18 protein-coding genes are annotated in these 21,400 nt (G+C 45.1%); 6 read left to right on the forward strand and 12 right to left on the reverse strand.

All coding sequences use genetic code 11. The annotated features are described in order from the left end of the window. The first annotated feature begins 125 nt into the window (after positions 1 to 125). The 3 genes from GJU87_RS08355 to GJU87_RS08365 all read left to right on the forward strand — a co-directional run bounded on the left by GJU87_RS08355 (position 126) and on the right by GJU87_RS08365 (position 2,787). Entirely contained in the window at positions 126 to 641 is a 516-nt protein-coding gene (locus GJU87_RS08355) for an AraC family transcriptional regulator (RefSeq protein WP_153639103.1), read from the forward strand. Between the two features lie 349 nt (positions 642 to 990). Continuing rightward, positions 991 to 1,725 carry an energy transducer TonB gene (locus tag GJU87_RS08360; RefSeq protein WP_153639104.1) on the forward strand — a complete coding sequence of 245 codons (735 nt, stop codon included), beginning with the start codon at positions 991 to 993 and terminating at the stop codon, positions 1,723 to 1,725. 324 nt (positions 1,726 to 2,049) lie between these two features. Beyond that, positions 2,050 to 2,787 carry an energy transducer TonB gene (locus GJU87_RS08365; protein ID WP_153639105.1) on the forward strand — a complete coding sequence of 246 codons (738 nt, stop codon included), beginning with the start codon at positions 2,050 to 2,052 and terminating at the stop codon, positions 2,785 to 2,787. Between the two features lie 54 nt (positions 2,788 to 2,841). On the opposite strand, the gene GJU87_RS08370 is transcribed toward GJU87_RS08365, so the two are convergent. From GJU87_RS08370 to GJU87_RS08390, 5 genes are all read right to left on the reverse strand, one after another. Beyond that, positions 2,842 to 3,405, reverse strand: a complete 564-nt coding sequence (locus tag GJU87_RS08370) for a hypothetical protein (RefSeq protein ID WP_153639106.1) — start codon at positions 3,403 to 3,405, stop codon at positions 2,842 to 2,844. 39 nt (positions 3,406 to 3,444) lie between these two features. Further along, on the reverse strand, positions 3,445 to 3,981 hold the full coding sequence (locus GJU87_RS08375; RefSeq protein ID WP_153639107.1) for a hypothetical protein: 537 nt from the start codon (positions 3,979 to 3,981) through the stop codon (positions 3,445 to 3,447). 219 nt (positions 3,982 to 4,200) lie between these two features. After that, positions 4,201 to 4,749: a hypothetical protein gene (locus tag GJU87_RS08380; protein WP_153639108.1), complete on the reverse strand. Its 549-nt coding sequence runs from the start codon at positions 4,747 to 4,749 to the stop codon at positions 4,201 to 4,203. A gap of 707 nt (positions 4,750 to 5,456) precedes the next feature. Then, positions 5,457 to 5,750 carry a hypothetical protein gene (locus tag GJU87_RS08385; protein ID WP_153639109.1) on the reverse strand — a complete coding sequence of 98 codons (294 nt, stop codon included), beginning with the start codon at positions 5,748 to 5,750 and terminating at the stop codon, positions 5,457 to 5,459. Between the two features lie 241 nt (positions 5,751 to 5,991). Then, positions 5,992 to 6,294: a hypothetical protein gene (locus tag GJU87_RS08390; protein WP_153639110.1), complete on the reverse strand. Its 303-nt coding sequence runs from the start codon at positions 6,292 to 6,294 to the stop codon at positions 5,992 to 5,994. Between the two features lie 577 nt (positions 6,295 to 6,871). On the opposite strand from GJU87_RS08390, the gene GJU87_RS08395 reads away from it, so the two are divergent. The 3 genes from GJU87_RS08395 (at position 6,872) to GJU87_RS08405 (ending at position 13,819) form a co-directional block, all read left to right on the forward strand. Next, on the forward strand, positions 6,872 to 7,612 hold the full coding sequence (locus tag GJU87_RS08395) for a DUF6261 family protein (protein WP_153639111.1): 741 nt from the start codon (positions 6,872 to 6,874) through the stop codon (positions 7,610 to 7,612). 603 nt (positions 7,613 to 8,215) lie between these two features. Beyond that, positions 8,216 to 11,587 carry a PAS domain S-box protein gene (locus GJU87_RS08400; RefSeq protein ID WP_153639112.1) on the forward strand — a complete coding sequence of 1,124 codons (3,372 nt, stop codon included), beginning with the start codon at positions 8,216 to 8,218 and terminating at the stop codon, positions 11,585 to 11,587. A gap of 504 nt (positions 11,588 to 12,091) precedes the next feature. Beyond that, a complete protein-coding gene (locus tag GJU87_RS08405) occupies positions 12,092 to 13,819 on the forward strand; it encodes a PAS domain-containing sensor histidine kinase (RefSeq protein WP_153639113.1) in 1,728 nt (575 codons plus the stop codon). 41 nt (positions 13,820 to 13,860) lie between these two features. Here GJU87_RS08405 and GJU87_RS08410 read toward each other — a convergent pair whose 3' ends face one another. The 7 genes from GJU87_RS08410 to GJU87_RS08440 form a co-directional block, all read right to left on the reverse strand. Continuing rightward, the gene (locus tag GJU87_RS08410; protein WP_153639114.1) at positions 13,861 to 14,862 is read right to left on the reverse strand and encodes an aldo/keto reductase; all 1,002 of its coding nucleotides are present in this window, start codon (positions 14,860 to 14,862) and stop codon (positions 13,861 to 13,863) included. Between the two features lie 97 nt (positions 14,863 to 14,959). Next, entirely contained in the window at positions 14,960 to 16,156 is a 1,197-nt protein-coding gene (locus tag GJU87_RS08415; RefSeq protein ID WP_153639115.1) for a multidrug effflux MFS transporter, read from the reverse strand. A 34-nt stretch (positions 16,157 to 16,190) separates the two neighbouring features. Next, positions 16,191 to 16,496: a YciI family protein gene (locus tag GJU87_RS08420; RefSeq protein WP_153639116.1), complete on the reverse strand. Its 306-nt coding sequence runs from the start codon at positions 16,494 to 16,496 to the stop codon at positions 16,191 to 16,193. Between the two features lie 269 nt (positions 16,497 to 16,765). Next, the gene (locus GJU87_RS08425; protein ID WP_153639117.1) at positions 16,766 to 18,001 is read right to left on the reverse strand and encodes an MFS transporter; all 1,236 of its coding nucleotides are present in this window, start codon (positions 17,999 to 18,001) and stop codon (positions 16,766 to 16,768) included. Between the two features lie 369 nt (positions 18,002 to 18,370). Further along, a complete protein-coding gene (locus GJU87_RS08430; protein ID WP_153639118.1) occupies positions 18,371 to 19,099 on the reverse strand; it encodes a peroxiredoxin in 729 nt (242 codons plus the stop codon). A gap of 403 nt (positions 19,100 to 19,502) precedes the next feature. Then, complete coding sequence (locus GJU87_RS08435) at positions 19,503 to 20,843, reverse strand: APC family permease (RefSeq protein ID WP_153639119.1); 1,341 nt, start codon at positions 20,841 to 20,843, stop codon at positions 19,503 to 19,505. 3 nt (positions 20,844 to 20,846) lie between these two features. After that, a complete protein-coding gene (locus tag GJU87_RS08440) occupies positions 20,847 to 21,347 on the reverse strand; it encodes an O-methyltransferase (protein WP_228491911.1) in 501 nt (166 codons plus the stop codon). Positions 21,348 to 21,400: the final 53 nt, after the last annotated feature.

Raw genomic sequence — 21,400 nt, forward strand, 5'->3', positions numbered from 1 at the left:
TTCATCACTAAATTGCTTTAAAATTGCTATTAGGTTCGAAAAGATTGAATTTGGGTATTGGTTTGATTAATTTTAAATAATAGCATGTGACATAAAAGACAGATTTGGAATCTCACCAGGTCAATATGGAACCAACCTTCATCGAGCGGGTAACTCGTATAACAGAAGAAAACCTGACGAACGAGCAGTTTAGCGTAGAGGAGCTTGCCAACGCGATGGGGATGAGTTATGCCACACTCTACCGTCAGCTTAAGGGAAATACACACAAAACCGTCAGCCAGTTTGTGCGGGAAATTCGTCTGAAAAAGGCCAATGAAATTCTTTTACAAGAAGATATTACCGCATCGGAAGTAGCGTACCGGGTTGGCTTTGGAAGTCCAACCTATTTCAGTAAATGCTTTCACAATTATTTTGGCTATGCCCCCGGAGAATTCCGAAAAAGAAATCTCAGAAACAAACGAAAACGCTCGTTAAAATTGTTCCGAATGAACAAGAAGCAAAGAAACATTGTCATCGTTCTCGCTCTTATTTTTATTGCTGCTCTATCCATCCTACTTACCCGAAACAATCGTTCTCCCCAATGGCAGGAAAGCCCGACTCAAAACAAACCCGGATTCGCCGTCGACTTGTCGGTGACTTGAAACACATTGGTTCCTACCACCATTGACTTTGCTTTTTCCAAAGTCAAGCAAATTCTGATAAAAGTGATGAAAAACCTGTTCTTTTTTCGAACCGTTCATCCCTAATTTTTCTGATCAATCTACGTCTCGCCTTAGTTTTAACACTATTTAGACCAATTTAAAATAGAAACAGATAACAACCTTTTGAAGTTATTACAATTAATTAGTCCCTCCAAACTTGAATTTCCGAAGGGAGAAATTCACCAGATATTGAAAGATGCGTGCTATTTCTCCGTAGGTATTTCGTCAGAAATTTGCCTAGTGACAGATAAAACATTCCTATTCTTAGTATTCATTAAAACCATTTACTATGAAAAAGTTTCTGCTTTTAGTATTGTGTCTGGTCATTTCGGGACTTGCCTACAGTCAGCAAGAAAAAGACCACAAAACTCTGAACCAGGTGGAAGTTGCACCTCCTGAGTTTGTTGGCGTTCATAACGCAGCTATCTTTCTTAATGAAAAAACTACCCATTCCTCGCTGCTGATGGATTACATGAAAACAAAAGTTCAGTACCCGGCAATTGATATTGACCGTACCAATGAAGGGAAAGAAATCATCCGGTTTGTTGTTAATCGAGACGGTACACTGAGCAATTTTAAAGTAATCAACAGCGTATCATCAAGTATCGATGCCGAGGTGATTAATGCATTGAAAACAACTGACGGCATGTGGAAACCGGGATACAACAACGAAAACATTGTGCCGATGGAAAAAGAGTTCAGCATGGTCTTCAAAATTATTGGCACCAATGATTTGTTTAGCAGGGCAACCGTGCAGTTCAAACGCGGAAATAAATTGCTGTTGATTAAAGAGAAACCGAAGCGGGCTCTTCAGCATTTCGATCAAGGGCTGGTTTATGTTCCGGAAAGCAAACCACTGCTATTCCTGCGCGGTTTGACCCGTTATGAACTAGGCGACAAAGACGGTGCTTACCTGGATTGGAAACGGGTAAAATCACTGGGAGGAATTGAAGCCGACGGATGGCTCGATAAATATAGTGAAATGGAAGGCTATGCCGAAATGTTGAAAACCGTTAATGAATGATGAAACACACAAATAAAAATCAATTAACCAGGACAGAGTTAAAGAGGATTCAAAGCCTATTTGAGTCCTCTTTTTTGTTCGACATAATTTTCCCAAAAAAATAGTACGGTTGTCCACAATAGGTTATTTAGATTCATTTAGTTTTAACCTGTCTATTCCGAACATCCAATACTTTTCATCCCTTTTTAACTCGTATTATGGGACAGAAATAGACAACACAATGACAAATAAGTGCTATTTCTCCCGATTTTTTTCGTCAGAAATTTGTATCGCGACAGAGCACAGAGTAAACTCCAATTCCTAGTATTCATTAAACCGTTTTTTATGAAAAAATTTCTGCTTTTAATTCTATGTCTGGCCATTTCCGGGCTGACTTTCAGTCAAAACGAAAAAGGCCGCAAGACGCTGGAAGAGGTGGAAGTTTCACCTCCAGAGTTTATGGGCGTTCAAAGCGCCACTCTCTACTTCAATAGTGACAAAACTATCGGAGCCTCTCTACTTTCAGAATATGTGAAGAATCGTGTCGAGTACCCGGCAGCGGATATCGAGGCTTTCAGAGAGGGAAAAGAAATCGTCCGGTTTACTGTACAGCCAGACGGTTCACTCACCAATTTCAAGGTAGTCAACAGCGTGTCTGCCAGCATCGATGGCGAGGTTATCAATGCACTGAAAAGTACCGACGGCATGTGGAAACCGGGATACAACAACGAAAACATTGTGCCGATGGATAAAGAATTCAGTATGGTATTCAAACTTATGGAAACAAATGACTTGATGACCAAGGCCACCGTCCAGTTTAAACGTGGAAATAAGTTGCTGTTGATTAAAGAGAGACCTAAGAGAGCCCTTCAGCATTTTGACCAGGGCCTGGTTTACGTACCAGATAGCAAACCCTTGTTATTCCTGCGCGGTTTGACCCGTTATCAACTGGGAGACGACGAAGGTGCTTGCCGGGATTGGAACCGCATTAAATCTCTTGGAGGTATTGAGGCTGATGGTTGGGTTGAAAATTACTGTGAAATGCCAGGTTACGCCGAAATGATGGAAATAATAAACGAATAATGGAACAAACGAAAGAGAATCAATTTTTCAGGACAGTTTTTTAAGAGAGAGGAGTCAAAAACCCTTTGATTCCTCTCTTTTCGTCTGCATCCATTGCAGTATCCGGGTAATATCGCCATTTTGCTTCTTCCCCTCTCGCCCCTGCCGAACAGTGTGATTCGCCATTGGGTAGCTGGCCACCTTAACGACTTCCCGTTCCGGCTGCCAGCGAATAACCGAACAAGCGCCCCACGAACGCATTGTAAACCGGGAACGGATTTTAATGATATGGTCCTGTTTTCCTATATAAGTCACCACGTACCGGGCCGCCAATTCATCCCGCAGCCGCTCAAGCGGAAAACCTTCCTTCTTCCATTCCACCTCGTTCATCATTACTTCAGGAAAGTTCGGAAATTCCGTTTCCGGCCCTTCGATATAATCCAAACGGGGTTTAAATCGCTTGACCAGGTACGCCCAATAAACGGCAGTGAAAACGATGATCCAAAGGGTACCGGTTGCCAACACCGAAAAATCGACCACTTCACCGGTGAACGCAGCTCTCAATATCCGATAGACCACAAAAATTCCCCACAGGATAAGGAAGTAGACAACAATGAGTTTTCGATAAGGTTTTAGCATACTTCCCCGCTGTTTCTACATGGCAACGAATGACCCAGGCTACAGGTTCATATCGCGAATGAGCAATGCAATGGACTCATTCTGCTTTCGTCCGGCTCCTCCCTGTTTCATTGTCCGGTTCGACATCGGGTAGCTGGCTAGTAGCAAAATTCCTTCATTCTCTTGATAATGAATAAATGTACAGGCCCCCCACGACGACATGGAAAAACGATCCCGAAGCTTCATGATTCGCTCTCCTTCATCAACGTACGTTACTTCGTAAAAACGAACCAGTTCTTTATGAAGCTTTTGAAATGAAAAACTGTTATTGGAGATTTCGACCTCTTTGGTAACCGTTGCCTTGAAAACAGGTGGTTGTGTCCCGGGGCTTTGAATGTAATCCAACCGCGGTTTAAATTCCCGGATAAGGACTCCCCAGTAAATCAAACTGAACAGGATAATCCAAACAATCCCGGTGACCAGCACCGGCGCGTCCATCGGCCGCCCAAGCAGCCACACAGCCAACAGGCGCAGCAGGAGAAACATTCCCAGCAGCACAAAGAAGTAGGTCACAATTAGTTTCACATAAGGTTTCATTCGGTTAGTTATGATTTGTTATTGTATATCCCCTATGGAGAAATTCATCCTTTTCTATTCTGTTCTCTACAATACGGCAACCGCTACGCGGTATTCGGGCGCTATTATTAGCATTTCACTCGGGGTTCATCGGATTACCTACCTATGGGAACCTTTGCCCGTAGGGCATCCGGTATTGTAGCAACAGTGACCGCGGGCGCCACATTTACGCCGTAGGCGTTACACGTCTTCCTGCTCATCTAATACCTGAACCAATTGAGCGAGCGCTTCGTTTTGTTCTTTTGCTTTCCGTGTGGCAGTCTTTGTGTATCCCGACATCGGAAAACTGGACAGAACCACCGTACCACTCCCCTGCTGCCAGGCTACATGGGTCAGAATTCCCCAGGCCTTACGGTTATACGGTGTCCGGAACTTCATCACTCCGGCTTCTTCGTCCATATGCGTCACATGCACATGTGGCGGCAGGATTTCGCGCAAACGCGTCACACTGAAACCGGCATCCGGCACCGCCACTTCCAGGGTTTGGGTATCCCGGAACTCCGGCTTGGCATTGGAAGCCGCCTCGATGTACCTGAGTTTCGGTTTGAAGGTAAACCAGAGCAGGCCCCAGTATATCACCTCGAAAAATACCGCCGAAACCAAACCGGTCCAAACGACCGATTTATCAAACGTCATATGACCAAACAGGCTGAACAGATATATCGCACCGATGTATCCGCCCCAGTATATGAAAAAAGTAATGATGATGATTTTGCGAAAAGATTTCATAAGTAAGTTCGTTTTTGTTCGTTCCAATATATTACCATAAACAAGTCAGTCATCAACAACACATCTGACCTATCTCCTGCTGTTCTAGCCTGTGATTTTAAGGGTTGCAATAACATGGTAAAAGGGAACAATTTAGCTCTCTTGTTTTTTTAACTTTATCGAAAATAGCTATTTCATTTTACAATATATTCCTGTTCGCTACACTTTTTATCCGTTTCCACCGGAAATATGGGTATATCCCCTACGGGGAAAATGTTATCTTGACTACATTCCGTTCTACAATACTACAACCGCTACGCGGTATTCGAATCTCATTGTTAGCATTTCATTCAATTTTCACTAAATCTCCAACGAACGCGAACCATTGCCCGTAGGGCATCCACTATTGCAGAATAGATAAGAGAGAAAAGCGTCCCAAACCCCGAAGGGGGTTGAAGTTCAATAACGCCGGGTGTAACCCGGTGCTACATGCGAAGCGAAAAAGCGGCGGCGCAATGCAGCAGATTGAAAAGCCAATCAGGTTCCGACCGCAAGGGTGACGGCGTCTTTTTTTCGCCACCGGCAGCACGTTTATCAGCAAAAGCTCCGGATTGTTTTTGTCGATACGTATCTGCCCCGATTTGTTTGTAACCATTGCCCGTAGGGCACCCAGTATTGTAGAATAGATAAGAGAGAAAAGCGTTCCAAACCCCGAAGGGGGTTGAAGTTCAATAACGCCGGGTGTAACCCGGTGCTACATGCGAAGCGAAAAAGCGGCGGCGCAATGCAGCAAATTGAAAAGCCAACCAGGTTCCGACCGCAAGGGTGACGGCGTTGTTTTTTTCGCCACCGGCAGCACGTTTATCAGCAAAAGCTCCGGATTGTTTTTGTCGATACGTATCTGCCCCGATTTGTTTGTAACCATTGCCCGTAGGGCATACACTATTGTAGCTTAACATTGCCACCAGCGATATTTTTACGCCGTAGGCGTTACACAAATTGATTCGTAAACCGCCAGGCATCCGTATATCCGTGTAACCCCTACGGGGAAATTCATCCGTTTCTATTCTGCTCTCTACAATACTGGAACCGCTACGCGGTATTCGAACGCCATTGTTAGCATTTCATTCGGGTTTCATCGGATTACCTACCTACGCGAACCATTGCCCGTAAGGCATACACTATTGTAGAATAGATAAGAAAGAAAAGCGTTCCAAACCCCGAAGGGGGTTGAAGTTCAATAACGCCGGGTGTAACCCGGTGCTACATGCGAAGCGAAAAAGCGGCGGCGCAATGCAGCAGATTGAAAAGCCAACCAGGTTCCGACCGCAAGGGTGACGGCGTTGTTTTTTCGCCACCGGCAGCACGTTTATCAGCAAAAGCTTCGGATTGTTTTTGTCGATACGTATCTGCCCCGATTTGTTTGTAACCATTGCCCGTAGGGCATACAGTATTGTAGCTTAACATTGCCACCAGCGATATTTTTACGCCGTAGGTGTTACACAAATTGATTCGTAAACCGCCAGGCATCCGTATATCCATGTATCCCCTACGGGGAAGATTCATCCGTTTCTATTCTGCTCTCTACAATACGGCAACCGCTACGCGGTATTCGAATGCCACTGCCGGCATTTCACTGGTCTCGCATCAAATTACCAACATACGTTGTACCGGAGCAAAAAACCGGGCGCGTTCTCTCATGTCCGGGAGCGCGGGCGTCAAAAAACGCGTACGTTCTCTCATGCCCTGCCACACGGGCACCAAAATCCGCCTACGTTCTCTCACGCCCTGACGCACGGGCACCAAAAAACGCGTGCGTTCTCTCATGCCCTGGCGCGCTGGCACCAAAAAACAAGCGCGTTCTCTTGTGCCCTGGCGCGCGGGCGCCAAAATCCGCGCTCGTTTTTTGCGAATTACCACGGGGTAAGCTGGCTCGTCACTGTGGTTTTTCATTCGACAACGATAATCCCGTTGCATCTAAAAATTATTTAGATTATGTCTAAATCACAGCCACAAAATGGATATTCAACGCCTGCATGCTCTTTTATACCTTATTATATGATCATAAACATGTTTTTTTCTGTTGCCTCATAAAACAGATAGCCGTAACTTCTATCTTATTTTATCACCAAGAACAAAAATTATGGAACAAATTATTGATTTTACGTTGCGCTACCTGCGCAACAAGGAACACTTCCAGTTCATGTCCGATTTGAGTAAAATGATTACGGCGACCACTCCCGAAGCCCTTGGCGTGGTTAACCAGTTTCCCGCTTTTACTGACGTGCTAAGTAAAGAGGCTATCGCTATCGGGGTTGAAGACGGCAGCAGCCTGTCAAAAAAGATGAGCCTGCTGGATATTCGCCGCGATAATACCTGGAGCGCCATTAACTTCCGTATCAAGTCGACGTTGACGAGCCCCATCGATGAAGAGGTGGAAAGCGCGGCCTTACTGGAACGGCTGATGAACCAGCACGGAAATGTGCGCGAACTTCCCTACAACGAAGAAACCGCTGCTGTGCAAAGTCTCGTGAATGATTTGCAGGGTGAAACGTATGCACCCCATGTAGCCCAAATCGGACTGACCTCTTGGGTGGAAGCACTGAAGACTCAAAATGAGGAATTTGCCACGACTTTCAATCTGCGTAACAGCGAAATGGCCGGCCGCCCCAATGGTAATGTTAAATCAGTACGTCAGGAACTGGACCCGCTGTACGACAAAATCGTCGACCGCATTAACGCAGCTATTACGCTGGAGATAGCTGCCGATGGCGTGGAAAAGTTTGTGAGCGAGTTGAACGAAAAAATCAGGTACTACCAGAATACCCTGGCCATTCGCAGCGGCCGCAGTCAAAAGGATGAAGCCGAGGCAGAAGAAGCCTGATGTGTAAAATTGTTGTTGTTTTGGCATTGCCATATGCCATATGGATTTAAGGTTAATAAAAAGCCGCAACGAGTTACCCGCTGCGGCTTTCTTTTTCTATCGTATTGCTCCGAAGGAGGAGACTTCCAGACATCAGCAACCGAACACATTGAATAGTTATTCGTTTGTCAATCCCAGGCTCCTTATTTAGAAAGATTATTTTTAAAATAAAAACACGCCCTGCCATTCACCTTCATACCGTCGAAAAACAGAGCGATTGCTGCTTGTAAAGTTTAAGCTGCACCTCTTCGCTATTTCGACCAATAATAACTAAACACACTGATTTATTGATTTTTCTTTAGTTTTGCCACTTCATTTTTGGAGCTATTTTAAGGACGTTGAGCCTTCACCGTGTATTTTTAGCCGTTTGCGGTAACGTAGTAATTACCCCAACAGAAAAATTGTTTCCAAAGCACCGCCGGTAAATTCGGCTATCGACGTAATAGTTGTGATTGCTGCTAACGTGATAAGAGGTGCAATGAAATTGTAATAAAAAGCGGTGGCTTTGCGTTCTGTTTTAAGAGAGAACATAAAAATATTGAGAAGTAGAAAAGTGGAGTGTTTATGAGTAGGAGGATGTGGCTGGGGGTATATGTTGTGCTTTACCTGGTATGTTTGGTACCATTGAATAGCGTTGCGGACAACACGCAAAACCGGGGCTTGATTTCCATCGCAAACGCCAAAATTGACATCGATAGTAATTACATACCCGACCGTTTGGGGAATGTGGTCACCGTAGCCGGACGGGTAACGGTTGGCTCCGGAGTGTTGCGTACCCAAGACCTGTTTATTGCCCTTCAGGACCATTCGGCAGGTATTTTTATCTACCAACCAGAATACAATGGCCCGAAGATTCATGCCGGCGACAGCCTCCGGGTAACCGGGCGTATTTACCAATATCACGGGCTCACGGAGATAATCCATCCAATATTTACCTTTTGCGATACCATTAACCGACGAGTACCCAAAGCCGTTTCTCTGCAAAGTGCTACTTATGAACAGCTGGAAGGAAGCCTGGTAAAAATTTCAGGACGAATCATTAATACAGGCGTGAACGACGCGGGACATTATTTGCTCATCGCCCCCGGTGAGGGAAGCAACAATACCCTATTTGTTTTCAAAGACTGGAAACATCGCGATACATCGTTGTTCGACAAGTACAAAGCTGGAGAGGTAATCGAGGTCACAGGCCTGCTTTCTCAGTTCGATAGCCGCTCTGAACCCGATGATGTGTACCAGATACTCCCCCGCAATAAAGACGATTTACAAATCACACAGCGTGGCCCCCATTATTACAGTCAGGTAGCATTGGTTATTGGGTGCATCGCATTGACCATACTAGCCTTTAACCTGATTCTGCAAAAGAAGGTGCGGCAACGGACCCGCAAACTGAAGGCCTCCGAAAGCCGGTTTGCGAAGCTGACTGAAACCACCACCTCAGCGATACTAATCTACCAGGATGGACAATTCCTCTATCAAAACCCCGTGATGGCGTCGATTACCACCGGAGGTGACCTGAACCGGCTCCTGGATCAATGGATTGAAGAACTGAAAGAACCCGGCAGGACAACCAACACTCCATCCGAATTTCGCTACACCTCCATCGATGGTCAAACGGTATGGTTTACTTACACATCAGTACCCATTGTCTGGAACGACCGGGATGCACTGATTATCACCGCAACCAATATTACCCAGCGAAAACAAACAGAAGAAGAACTTAAACGTAGTGAGGAGCGCTTCCATTCGATGGCGCAGGCGGCTACCGTTGGAATCTTCCGCACCCGTCCGGATGGCTATACCACCTATGTAAACCCTAAATGGAGCGAACTTTCCGGGCTGCCGTTAAATCAAGCTACCGGATACGGCTGGATGGAAGCCGTTCATCCTGATGATCGCGACTGGTTGTTGCGCCGCTGGTCGGACGATAGTGAATCCTCGCATGAGTCGGTTGCCGAATACCGTTTTCTGCGGCCTGACGGACAGGTGGTATGGGTTTTGGGCGATGCCGTTCCTGAATGTGATAGTCACGGGAAGCTTTTAAGTTTTGTCGGTACCATTACCGACATTACCCATCAGAAAAACGCTCAGCAGGAAATTCGCCAAAGGGAAAAACAGTACAGATATCTTTTTCAGAACAATCCCCAACCGATGGTCATTTTTGATGAAGAAACCCTCCGCTTCCTGGAAGTGAACGAAGCCATCGTCCGCCAGTATGGTTACTCCCGGGAAGAGCTTCTGAACATGACTATTGCAGATATTCGGCCGGAAGCAGATATCGAAAATGTCATTGAAGCAGTGAAGAACCAGCACCAGAGATACAACAAAGCTGGGATCTGGCGTCACCGAAAGAAAAACGGAGAGATTATCGATGTTGATATAACCAATCATCAAGTCAAATACAACAACCGCAATGCCAAGCTCGCCCTCATCAACGATGTAACAGAACGGTTAAAAGCGCAACAGCAGGTCGAGGAAAGTGAAAAATCTCTAAACAAAGCGCAGGAAATTGCCCGTATGGGCGACTGGGAATACGATATGGTAAAGAACAAAACGACCTGGTCGGAAAACAATTTCCGCTTGTTCGATTTAGTTCCGGGAGAAATAGCGCCTACGTTTGAATATTTCATGAATCGAATGCATCCGGAAGACCGGAAACTGGTTGAATTGGCCAATCAGGAAATGATGGAAACCCATCAACCCACAGATTTTGATTTTAGAATAACCGATAAAGACGGACAAACAATTTGGTTATCCAATAATATCGTTCCCTACTTTAAAGATGGTCAACTGGCCCGTCTGAAAGGGGTCAATATCGATATTACCGAACGGAAACAAATTCTGGAACGGTTAAAGTTACTCAACACCTCCATCGAACAGAGTCCGATTAGTATCGTCATTACCGATCCAGAAGGAGTGATCGAATTTGTCAACCCGAACTTCACCCGGAAAACAGGATATCTATCCAACGAAGCGGTGGGCAAAACGATGCGTATTATCAAATCGGGTGCTCATACCAATCAGTTCTACCGTGAGATGTGGGAAACCATCAAAAGCGGGAAAGTCTGGAACGGGGAGATTCAAAACCGGAAAAAAAGCGGCGAGCTGTTTTGGGATAAAGTACTGATATCACCGGTTAAGGATGACCTTAACCAAATAACACATTTCGTTTCCATTAAAGAAGACATCACCGAGAAAAAGCGGATGTTTGACGAATTGGTAGAAGCCAAGGAGAAGGCGGAAGAAAGTAACCGCCTGAAAAGTGCTTTTCTGGCCAACATCAGTCACGAAATCCGTACCCCGATGAACAGCATTCTTGGATTTTCCGAATTGCTGCAATCGTCCGATTTATCCAGGGAAGAGAAAGAGGAGTTTTTCGATATCATCGAGCAAAGCGGCAAACGGATGTTGAAGACCATCACGAAAATCGTGGAGATTTCCCGGCTCGACACCAACCAGGTTGAATTAGTTGCTTCAACAGTCCCCGTTAATTTAATGCTTCGAAAGCTGGAGCAACGGTTTAAAAAACGCGCATCGGAAAGACAACTTGCTCTATCGCTCGAACCCGGCTTGTCTGATGAACAGGCATTGGTGCAAACCGATGAAGAGAAGCTGGAAACCGTGGTCAGATATTTGCTCAACAATGCCTTTAAATATACCCATAGCGGTTCGGTGCGATTTGGTTACCGCCCGAATGGCAAAATGCTTCATTTTTTTGTAGAAGATACCGGCATTGGCATGAATGAAAGTGCGTGCCGGAAGATTTTTCGTCCCTTCGTACAGACGGACGGCACTTATACCCGCAGTTACGAAGGGCTTGGACTGGGCCTGGTAATCGCCAAGGGGTATGTCGAAAAACTCGGTGGAACAATTGAACTGGAATCGGAATTTAAGAAGGGAACGACCGTTACCTTCACCCTTCCCTTTCGAACCTGACCGGGAAACGAAGGAACATTACAGAAAAATGCTTTTTTTTTCACAGCGTAACACAATTGCCACAAGAAAGTTACAACAGCGACGATATTTCTGGGGGGCTTTGACTGGTAAACAACGGCAATATTCTTTCAAACTGTCCGTTGTTTTTTCAGGTAGCATGTGATCATCCCGATTGCAATTTTGTTTTTCGATGGGTTAACGTGCTCCTAATTGCCTTTTATTTCCATGGGGGCCCAGCATTACCGCATGAATATTCGGAAATATTGAAACCTTTTTGCTCCTCAATATCTACTGAATTTCAATACCTTCCCGGGCCCCCTTCTTTTCTTTGTTCAGCGATATCCACCAAGTGCTATAGGTAACTAAAATATTTGTCACAAATCAGCGTTTTTTTACAAAAAATATTTTTCCTTTGCAGCCGACTTAAAATTTAGATGTAGCCCCAATTATTTAGCCTCCATACATTTTCAACTATTAACGGCCCACTCATTAGCTTGTAGAAAAATGAATTTGCGTCCCCCCGGACTTAAAAAACGGTTTAATTTCTTCGCTTTAGGAAAAACCGGTCTGACATTGATCGTCTTCTTACTAATCGACATCTACTGGATATTTACCACACGCGACTACGTGGAGGCCTCGAAGCTTGAGCCTTATACACATCATATTATGGCATCCATGGCTCGCGCGCAATCGCAATTAACGGCTGCCCGGAATCATTATTTCGAATTTTACCTCTCGAAGGATTCACTCGCACGCGATTCCGCCGCCGAACACATCGCGAACTTTGAACAGCTACTGAACAGCGTCCGTCGGATGGCGAAAGATTCGGAACAGATTCGAAGGCTGCAGGATATTACTGTGCTATTAAACGATTCGCTCAAAAAAGCATCATTGCCGGATGGATACCAGCCCGGCCAGTTGAACGGAAACCAACTGCATATTGTCATTCCGGAATTGAGATACCTGAAAATGCTGGATGATAGCATCGTTGCGTTTCACAGCCGGGAAAAAGAGATCCTGCAAGGCCGTCTGGAGATTTTTACCAGAACCTTCCATCGCGCGATGGCGGTAAGTATCCTGGTTTTACTGACCAACTTATTCCTGATTTTCTTTTTTGCCTGGCAAGTCCGGAGGAAAATTCTGGAACGCCAAAATGCAAATGAGGAGTTAGCCCGCCGGAAGGAGAGTTACAAGGTCATCCTGGAGAATATACCGTCGGCAGTGGCTCTCGCAGTCCCGCACACAGGTGAGATTACCTATGTCAATCAAACGTTCCGCCGTCAATTTGGTATTTTGCTCCCCAACGAGGCCAGGTCAATACTTGAAAAATTACGCATAAACAGTTCAGCACCCACTAATGGGGACTACGAAGAGAAAGCGACGGAACATTGCTACGAAATAGAAAATGAAAAACGCTATTGCTTCCTCTATAAAGGAATACCGATAAATATATCGGGTGAAAAACTGATACTACACACTCTGCTCGATATTACACCCCGTAAGCTATATGAGAAAGAGCTTAAAAAATCCCGGGAGAAACTACAGGATACACTCGCTGCAAAAGATCGTTTTATTTCTATCCTTTCACACGACATTCGGTCTCCGCTGAGTTCGGTGATTGGTTTTGCCGACTTACTGGTCGAAGAGACCGACCATCCCTATGCAAAAACCATCTACGAAACGGCTCAAAATCTTATTTCGCTTCTGAATAATGTGCTACAGTGGTCAAAAGTAGAGTCAGGAACAATGCCATTTCACCCGGAAGAGGTTGAAGTTCACCCAATGGTAGAAAAAGTTTACTCGGTTTATCAAAGTGTCGCGAGTGAAAAAGGCATCCTTCTATCCAACCAGGTAGAAGACGATGTAAAATGGACCGCTGACCCGTATATGCTTGAAACTGTAATAAGGAACTTGGTTTCCAATGCCATGAAGTTTACCAGTAAGGATGATTCTATCACCATTTCCGCCAGGAAGAATTATGGTTTTCTGGAAATTCATGTCAAAGATACAGGAGCAGGAATACCTCCGGAAAAACTCTCTACATTGTTTTCTCTCCCCCAAAATAATGAGAATAGCCGGCACACAGGAAACAAAGGCCTGGGACTATTGCTGTGCAAGGAGCTGGTTAAACGCCATGGCGGAACTATTTCAGTGGAGAGCAATCTGAAAAAGGGTACGATTTTTAAAGTCAGCCTACCCGAAATATCAAAGATATCGCCTGCCGCTTATTAAAGAACCGACAGGCGACATGCAATTGTTTTACCGTTACTGGCTTATTTCGATGCCTGGTCGGCCAGTTTTTTGCTGTACCGGGCACCAATATCGGGATACTGTTTCAGCAGTGCTTCAATCGCGTTTAAATCAGCGCCGGAAAGTTCGACATCCACGGCACCGGCATTGTCTTCCAGGTATTTGATACGTTTCGTTCCCGGAATCGGGATGATATCGTCGCCCTGAGCCAACACCCAGGCAAGCGCCAGCTGAGCAGGCGTACATCCCTTCTCTCCAGCCAATTCGGCAAAAGCTGCTGCCAGTTTCTGGTTGTTGTCCCAGTGCTTTCCGCTATAGCGGGGCAATGACTTCCGGAAGTCGGTATCGGTCAAACCGGAAACATCCAGTTTGTTAGTCATCAGTCCACGGGCCAGCGGCGAGAAGGGAATCAACGAGATTCCTAATTCACGAATAGTCGGTAATATCTCTTTCTCCACATCGCGGGTTAACAGTGAATATTCGCTTTGCAGCGCCTGAATGGGATGTACTGCGTTCGCCTTGCGTATCGATTCAGCGGAAGCTTCACTAAGACCGAGGTAACGGACCTTTCCCTCTTTCACCAGCTCAGCCATTGCTCCTACCGTCTCTTCGACGGGCACATTCGGATCGACCCGGTGCGCATAGTACAAATCGATGGTGTCGATGCCCAGTCTTGTCAGGCTTTTCTCTACCGCCTGCTTGATCCACCTTGGGGAACAATCGATGTAGGCTCCGTTGGCATTCGGCACATAGCCGGTTCCTTCCGGAAAACGAAATCCGAACTTGGTCGCTAAAAAGACTTTGTCACGCTTATTCTTCAATAATTTAGAAAGCAATTCTTCATTGGCCCCGTTGCCGTATACATCGGCCGTGTCCAGGAAGTTGATTCCTAATTCCAATGCCCTGTCCAGCGTAGCCAAACTCTCTTTTTCATTGGCAGGTCCGTAGGCAAAGCTCATTCCCATGCAGCCCAGTCCCACTGCCGATAGTTTCTCTTCTGTTTTTCCGAGTTTTCTGTATTTCATAGTGTACTTTTTTTTGGGTCGTTTATTCAGGTAGTCATCGTTAAAACAGTCGGCCAAACCTTTTGTTTCCACTTGCGGGAAGTAGAACAGAAGGGATTCAGCTTCGCTTAAACAACAGGTAAAACAAGTTGGCCAGTAGTGACAAGCTAAACATGACCACGCCGATAGGAACCAGGTCTCCGGATTGAAATAACGCCGGAATGGTTCCTGCTATGAAACTCAAAATGAACCGGGACACCCCAATGGTGGCATTGGCCGAGCCGCTAATCTCCGGCATCAGATTTAGAATTACTGCCGTACCATTACCGAATATCAATCCCAGGCTGCCCACAAACAAAACAATAGCTCCGAAAACAAGCGCGAAAGGCGGATGATGAAGCGAAACACCAACCAGCATCAGAACACCGCCAACTAATTGAATGACCAGCCCCAACTTCATCATTTGCTCGGGCTCCTTATTTTTTAACCGCCAATTATTGAGCAACGACAACGCGATGTACAAAACCACATTCGAACCAAAAAGCAGCGGAAACACACGATGGGTGAAACCGTAGTATTCAATATAAATAAATGACGAACTGGTAATGAAGGTGAACATACCTGCCGTAGCAAAACTAATGGTCATGAGCATCAGAACCGGCCGCCGATGGCTGAAGAATATCCGGTATTTCCCGATCAATTGTTCTTTGGTTACCCTGTGTGTCAAATGGGTATGATGACGTGATTCGGGCATCACCGCGAGGAAAATGAAAAACAATACCAACGCATAACTGGCCAGGAAGAAAAAGATGGAATGCCAGCCTCCCCAGTCGAGCAGAAACGAACCAATGACGGGAGCAAACAACGGAGCCAGCATCATGATCATCCCTATAAGAGTCGCCAGCTTAGCCACTTGCTTTCCCTCAAACCAGTCGCGCACAAAAACCATGGCAGTCACCGAGGCAAAACCTCCACCGAATGCCTGTGTTGCTCTTAACAGCCATACCATCTCAACATTGGGAGCGAACGGTATGCCGGCTGATGATAATCCGTATAGTAAAACGCCGGTTAACGCTATTTTTTTTCGACCGAAAGAATCAGACAAGGGTCCACCGAATACATTCCCGGTAGCAAATCCCAGAAAGTATACCGTCAGCGTAATCTCAATCAGGTGAATGCTAACACCAAACGATTTGGCCATGACCGGCATGGCAGACAAATATGTATCAATACCAAATGGAGAGAGAGCTGTCAGGAAAGCCAGTAACACAGAGGTGACAGCGATGAAGTATTTGCTTGATTTGTGGATCGTCATAAATCTGTTCTGAATTTTAAATTCTTCCAAAGAACTAGCTGAACCAGGATTTCACCCCTTCCTGGCCGTCGTGAAAGCGAAACTCGACTACATCATATTCTTGTACTCCTGCTTTGACAAACGGATCACCTTCCAGAAAATCATCGACTTCCGTCCTCGATTCCGCTTTCATCAGAATAACGCCTCCGCCGGAATGCACTTTGGGTCCCGAGAAAAGTATCCAGCCTTGGTCGAATCCTTTTCGCAAATAAGCCAGGTGTTCTTTGATTAACTTTTGCAACTCTTCCTGTTCAACCGGAAGCGGGTCGCAAAACGTCCCTTCAATCATGAAATAAAGCATATTATTCTATTTTGATAAGTTTGAACCTGGAGCACACGTTCATCCTGCGGAATGAAATAAGGTTCCTGTAACTGGCTATCAGGCAATCGAAAAATCTTCAATTTGCGCTGAAGATAAAACAGAAAAGCCCGTTGTCAAATACTGATGAATCCGCCAACCGAACGATGATATTTCATAATCGTCAAATTATGTCCGGGGGACAAAAGTAATGTACTTCGTTGGAGTTTCAACCTTGTTTAAAAACACTTGTAATCGCTCCTACTGTACTACTATTTCTGACAGTTAATCTTGTAAACAAAGAAGAGCGAGAAAAAAACAATGGCCATAAACAAACTGAAGAATACCGTGAATCCGAATTGACTGATGAGCCACCCGCCAACTATGGGAAACAAAGCGGGAATGATATTACCAGCACCGGCAAATCCTGCATACAACGCCCGGTTATCATTGCCCGATACTTCCAGCAATACGCCATTCATGGCAATGGAATACATGGCGTACACTACCCCGCCGATGATAAATACCGGGAAGAATGACGGTCTTCCACCAGGCAGCATGATGAGCAATGGCATCACTAGAGCCAGGATAACATTGGAATAGAGCAGATACCGGTAACGAACGTGTTTCCGGAAAGCAAATACCAGCATCGAGACAGCCACGCTGCCCAGCACTTTACTAATTAAAAAGAAGCCGGTATCGCTGCTTTCGGTACCGTAAATATCTTTTGCGTACAGAATGACAAAAGGGAGAAAACCAATGGCAATGCCTTGTGTATTGATGAAACCGAGAAAGTACTTTAACCGTGGATTGGTCTTCAGTTCCTGCTTCATTACATCAATAAACTCACGTACTCCTGATATCCGTGTTTGTGAGGGAACTGTTTCACGGATCGACCAGAATCCCAGCGAAGCGATAAACAGCGCTGCAAATCCAATGAAAAACATAAACGCATAGTTTACCGGGTATGGCCTCGACACGAGCACTTGCCGGGCCGCCACAACCGATAAGAGTACAATGGTCCCGTTGATGATTTGCTTGGATGAAAAGAAAGACTTTCGGGCAACCGGTTCGATGGATTTGCCCAGAATATCGGTGTAACTAATGTTGGCAAAAGCTCCACCCAACGCGAACAACGTAATGAAAAGGAATATCATCCATAAAATGGGAAAACCACTGCCCGCTTGCCAGAAGTAAAGTATCAGGCCCAGCCCCAGCAATGACAATATTCGCGAGTTGATTCCTAACAGCAGAAACTTCTTCTTGTGTGCTTGATTGCTCAGGTAAGGGGCGAAAATAATCTGCGTAAAGCTCGAACCTCCGAGCAAAATGGCCGACATGATACCGACATGGACCGAATTTCCACCTGCTTCAATCAGCATGGCGGGAATTACCGTGTCGATGTCCATAAAATTTTGGGCGAACGCCAGAAACGCCGCATGCCAAAGAAAAGCGGTGAAATTATGTTGAGACGTTGTGAAGCGGTCTCCCGTAAGATTTTTTTTCATTCTGTTTAGTGCGTGGCAGAAAGAGTTTAGGTTCCTTTCTCAACACAAAAATAACAGAAAGCAGCAATTATCCGCTTAATGAGCAAAAGCCGTAAAACAAAAGGGAGCCCGCCTATTCAGCAGGGCTCCCGGGCACACAAGGAGTGTTTTAGGTCGATACATAGTTTACCTGTAATCTCTCTATCAAGACCGTCACAGGGATTAATTGAAATGAAATGCCAAAAGTTTTGCTGTGGGAATCACCGGATATTTTCCTGTCCTGGAAAACAAACTCCTTAAAAACCGGTATTGTCAGGGATAGTGGGAGTTTTTTGAGGGGAGAGATAACGGTGAAAAGATTCGAATTTTCACCGGTTTGATTTAATATATTTATTCCTTTCTGAAATGCATCAGATGACCAACGTTGTAAAACCTGTCGGCAATACTTGGGTTCTCCTTTAACTCCTTATCTGTATACGGAAAATAAGGAACGAGAACGTCATCACCGGGGTGCCAATTGGCCGGAGTGTACACCTTCTCTTTATCGGTTGTCTGGAGGGCCATAACGGTGCGTTTGATTTCGTCCATATTACGACCTATACTATGAGGATAAAAGAACACAGCGCGAACAATATTCTTTCCGTCGATAACAAACACACCGCGCACAAATTCCGAAGTACTGACAGGTCGATGCAACATCCCGTACTTCCGGGCAATGACATAGCGATTGTCTTCAATCAACGGAAAGTTGATTTTGGCCGGGGCCTGGTCTTTATACCGAAGCTCATTCATAGCTTCCACCCAATTATGGTGCTGCATGAGCGTGTCGGATGAAATCACCATCAACTTGACACCCAAATCCTCAAAATCCTTTTGCATCTGGGCCAGAACCATAATCTCCGAAGAGCAAACCGGGGTAAAATCCCGGGGATGGCTGAAGATAATCTTCCAGTTTCTCCCAAAATCGCGTGGGAACTCGATCAATCCCTGTGTTGACTGTGCCGTAAAAGACGGTGCTTTCTCCCCTATCAGAGGAATCCTTACTGAATCTTCAGCCGGCAGATTCAGAGCTGCTAGTAGAAAACAAAGGAACATTGAAATGAACATGTACTTTTTCATAACTATTTTTATTTGGTTTAAATAACAATGAAATGTATGCCATTTCCACACCAAAAAAAATGGATTATTCCCAAAATCGATCAATTCTGTTAAAACTTTAACATATTGAAATTCTTATATTTATACAATAATTTCTTATCTGTTTAATACAACAAATCTCTTTAGCGCAGGTTGGCTGAAGGAATTCTGTATTGTTACCTCGGCAAATACCTGAAAACACAACAATACAAATATTAATGATTGATTTACAGAACTAAACAGGTATCCATTCATAATTATTATTATCGCCTGATTCTTCAATAATTATGAATAAACTACTTAACACCAATTGCAACCAACTATATAACTGCACAATAGCATACTAACAGAATTATTTCCACTGCTGCACAAAACCTCAACAGATTCAGATTTCCTTTCTCCTGAAAAGGAAAAAAGCTGGGATGCCGATAAGAACGACTGCTATGGCTATAAAGGATTCTAGAGGACGTTCGATAGCAGTCAGAACGAGCATACACAAGGCTGCCAAAGCATAAAAGACGGGAATAAAGGGATAACCGGGATGTCGGTAATCGGGTTGCTTCGTTTTACGTAAACGGAATACGCCTAATACAGCAATTATCGGAAAGATTCCGAGGGCAAATCCCATAAAGGTTAGTATTTGGTCGAATGTACCGGTTAAAACCATTATTACCGATACACTGCTCTGCAGAATGACAGAGCGTACCGACACATGGTATTTGGGACTCACACGGGCTGCAAAGCGGAAAAAGTAGCCCTCTTTTGCCATAGCATAGTAAACACGTGGCCCTAGAACAATGAAGGCGCTAATGGATGAAAACAAAGCGAAGGCAATCAGAATTGATAGAATGTATTTGGCACTATTGCCAAAAAGATGGATGACAGCCGTTGCTCCAACGGTTACCTCTCCCTGGAAATTTTCGAGAGGGATGGCATATATGAAAAGTGTGTTCAGGGAAAGGTACAGTAAAATGACGATAATCGTTCCAAAAATCAGCGAACGCGGTATGTTTTTCTGCGGATGAAATGCTTCGCCTCCCAGATAGGTGGCGGCGTTCCATCCGCTATAGGCGAACATAATCCATACAAGCGAAAGACCGATACTTCGCCAACCGGGACTATCTCCTGCTGTTTGTTCCAGTGAAAAATGACTCCAACTCCCCTTTCCCCAGATGAAGCCAGCCAAAATCAACGCGGCAATCAATATGACTTTCAGACTAGTCAAAAAGTTTTGCCAGTGCGCACTGCCTTCTATTCCCCGGATATGAACCAATGTGAAAAGAAGAATGACCGCAACAGCAACTGCTTTTAGAAAAAGCAGCTGTGACAGATACTGTGCTACCGCCCATTCCGCCGGGATTGCTTCTACGATATATTCGCTAAAACCAATAGCAGAAGCGGCTATCGGGGCCGAAAAACCAACAACAAACGAAATCCAGCCGCTGAGAAATCCGGGCAACGGGTGGTAAAGACGGGAAATAAAGACGTATTCGCCTCCGGCTTCGGGCATGGCCGCGCCGAGTTCGCTATACACCAAAGCTCCACACAAAGCAATAAATCCTCCGAATGCCCACAGCAGGATGAGAAGATAAGGGTTTCGCAATTGGGCCATTATGATTCCGGAAGTCGTAAATATCCCGGCACCAATCATATTAGCGACCACCATACTCAATAAGGCCAACAATCCCAGTTTCCGTCGTAGCAAATGATTTTCCTGCGAAAGCACTATTTAAGGTTTTGCTGTTTTGTAACTGATGGAAACACCTCCTCCGCCATCGTCTACCGAAGTTTTGAAATTGGGGAGGCTTTCTACATAGTGGAGAAATTCGCCTGTGCCGTAATATCCACCATGCTTACTGATGTTGTGTGCAGTAAAACAACCGCCAATTTTCAGCTTTGGCGCCATCACCTTGAAATAATTGGTATACCAGTTTTTATCGGCATCGCTAAAAACGAAATCATATTCGCCTTTTAGTTTGGGCACCAATTCCCGCGCATTCCCCAACCGGGCTTCAACATAGTCTGATAAACCCGCAGCCTTAAAATTCTCGAGTGCCTGCCGATATCTTCGTTCATCAATTTCGAAAGTAATCAGCTTTCCTCCTGTCTTACTCAAAGCCCAGGCAATCCATATTCCGGAATGGCCGGTGGAAGTTCCTATTTCGACAGCATTTTTATAGTTATTGTCGACAATGAGTTTGAAAAGCAGTTTTCCGTCATATCGCGCCAACTATTCTTGTGCGCAATGAGAAACTCCTGGACTTTCCGGTCCAGTTCATTTTC

The sequence above is a fragment of the Prolixibacter sp. NT017 genome (assembly GCF_009617875.1).
GTDB lineage: Bacteria > Bacteroidota > Bacteroidia > Bacteroidales > Prolixibacteraceae > Prolixibacter.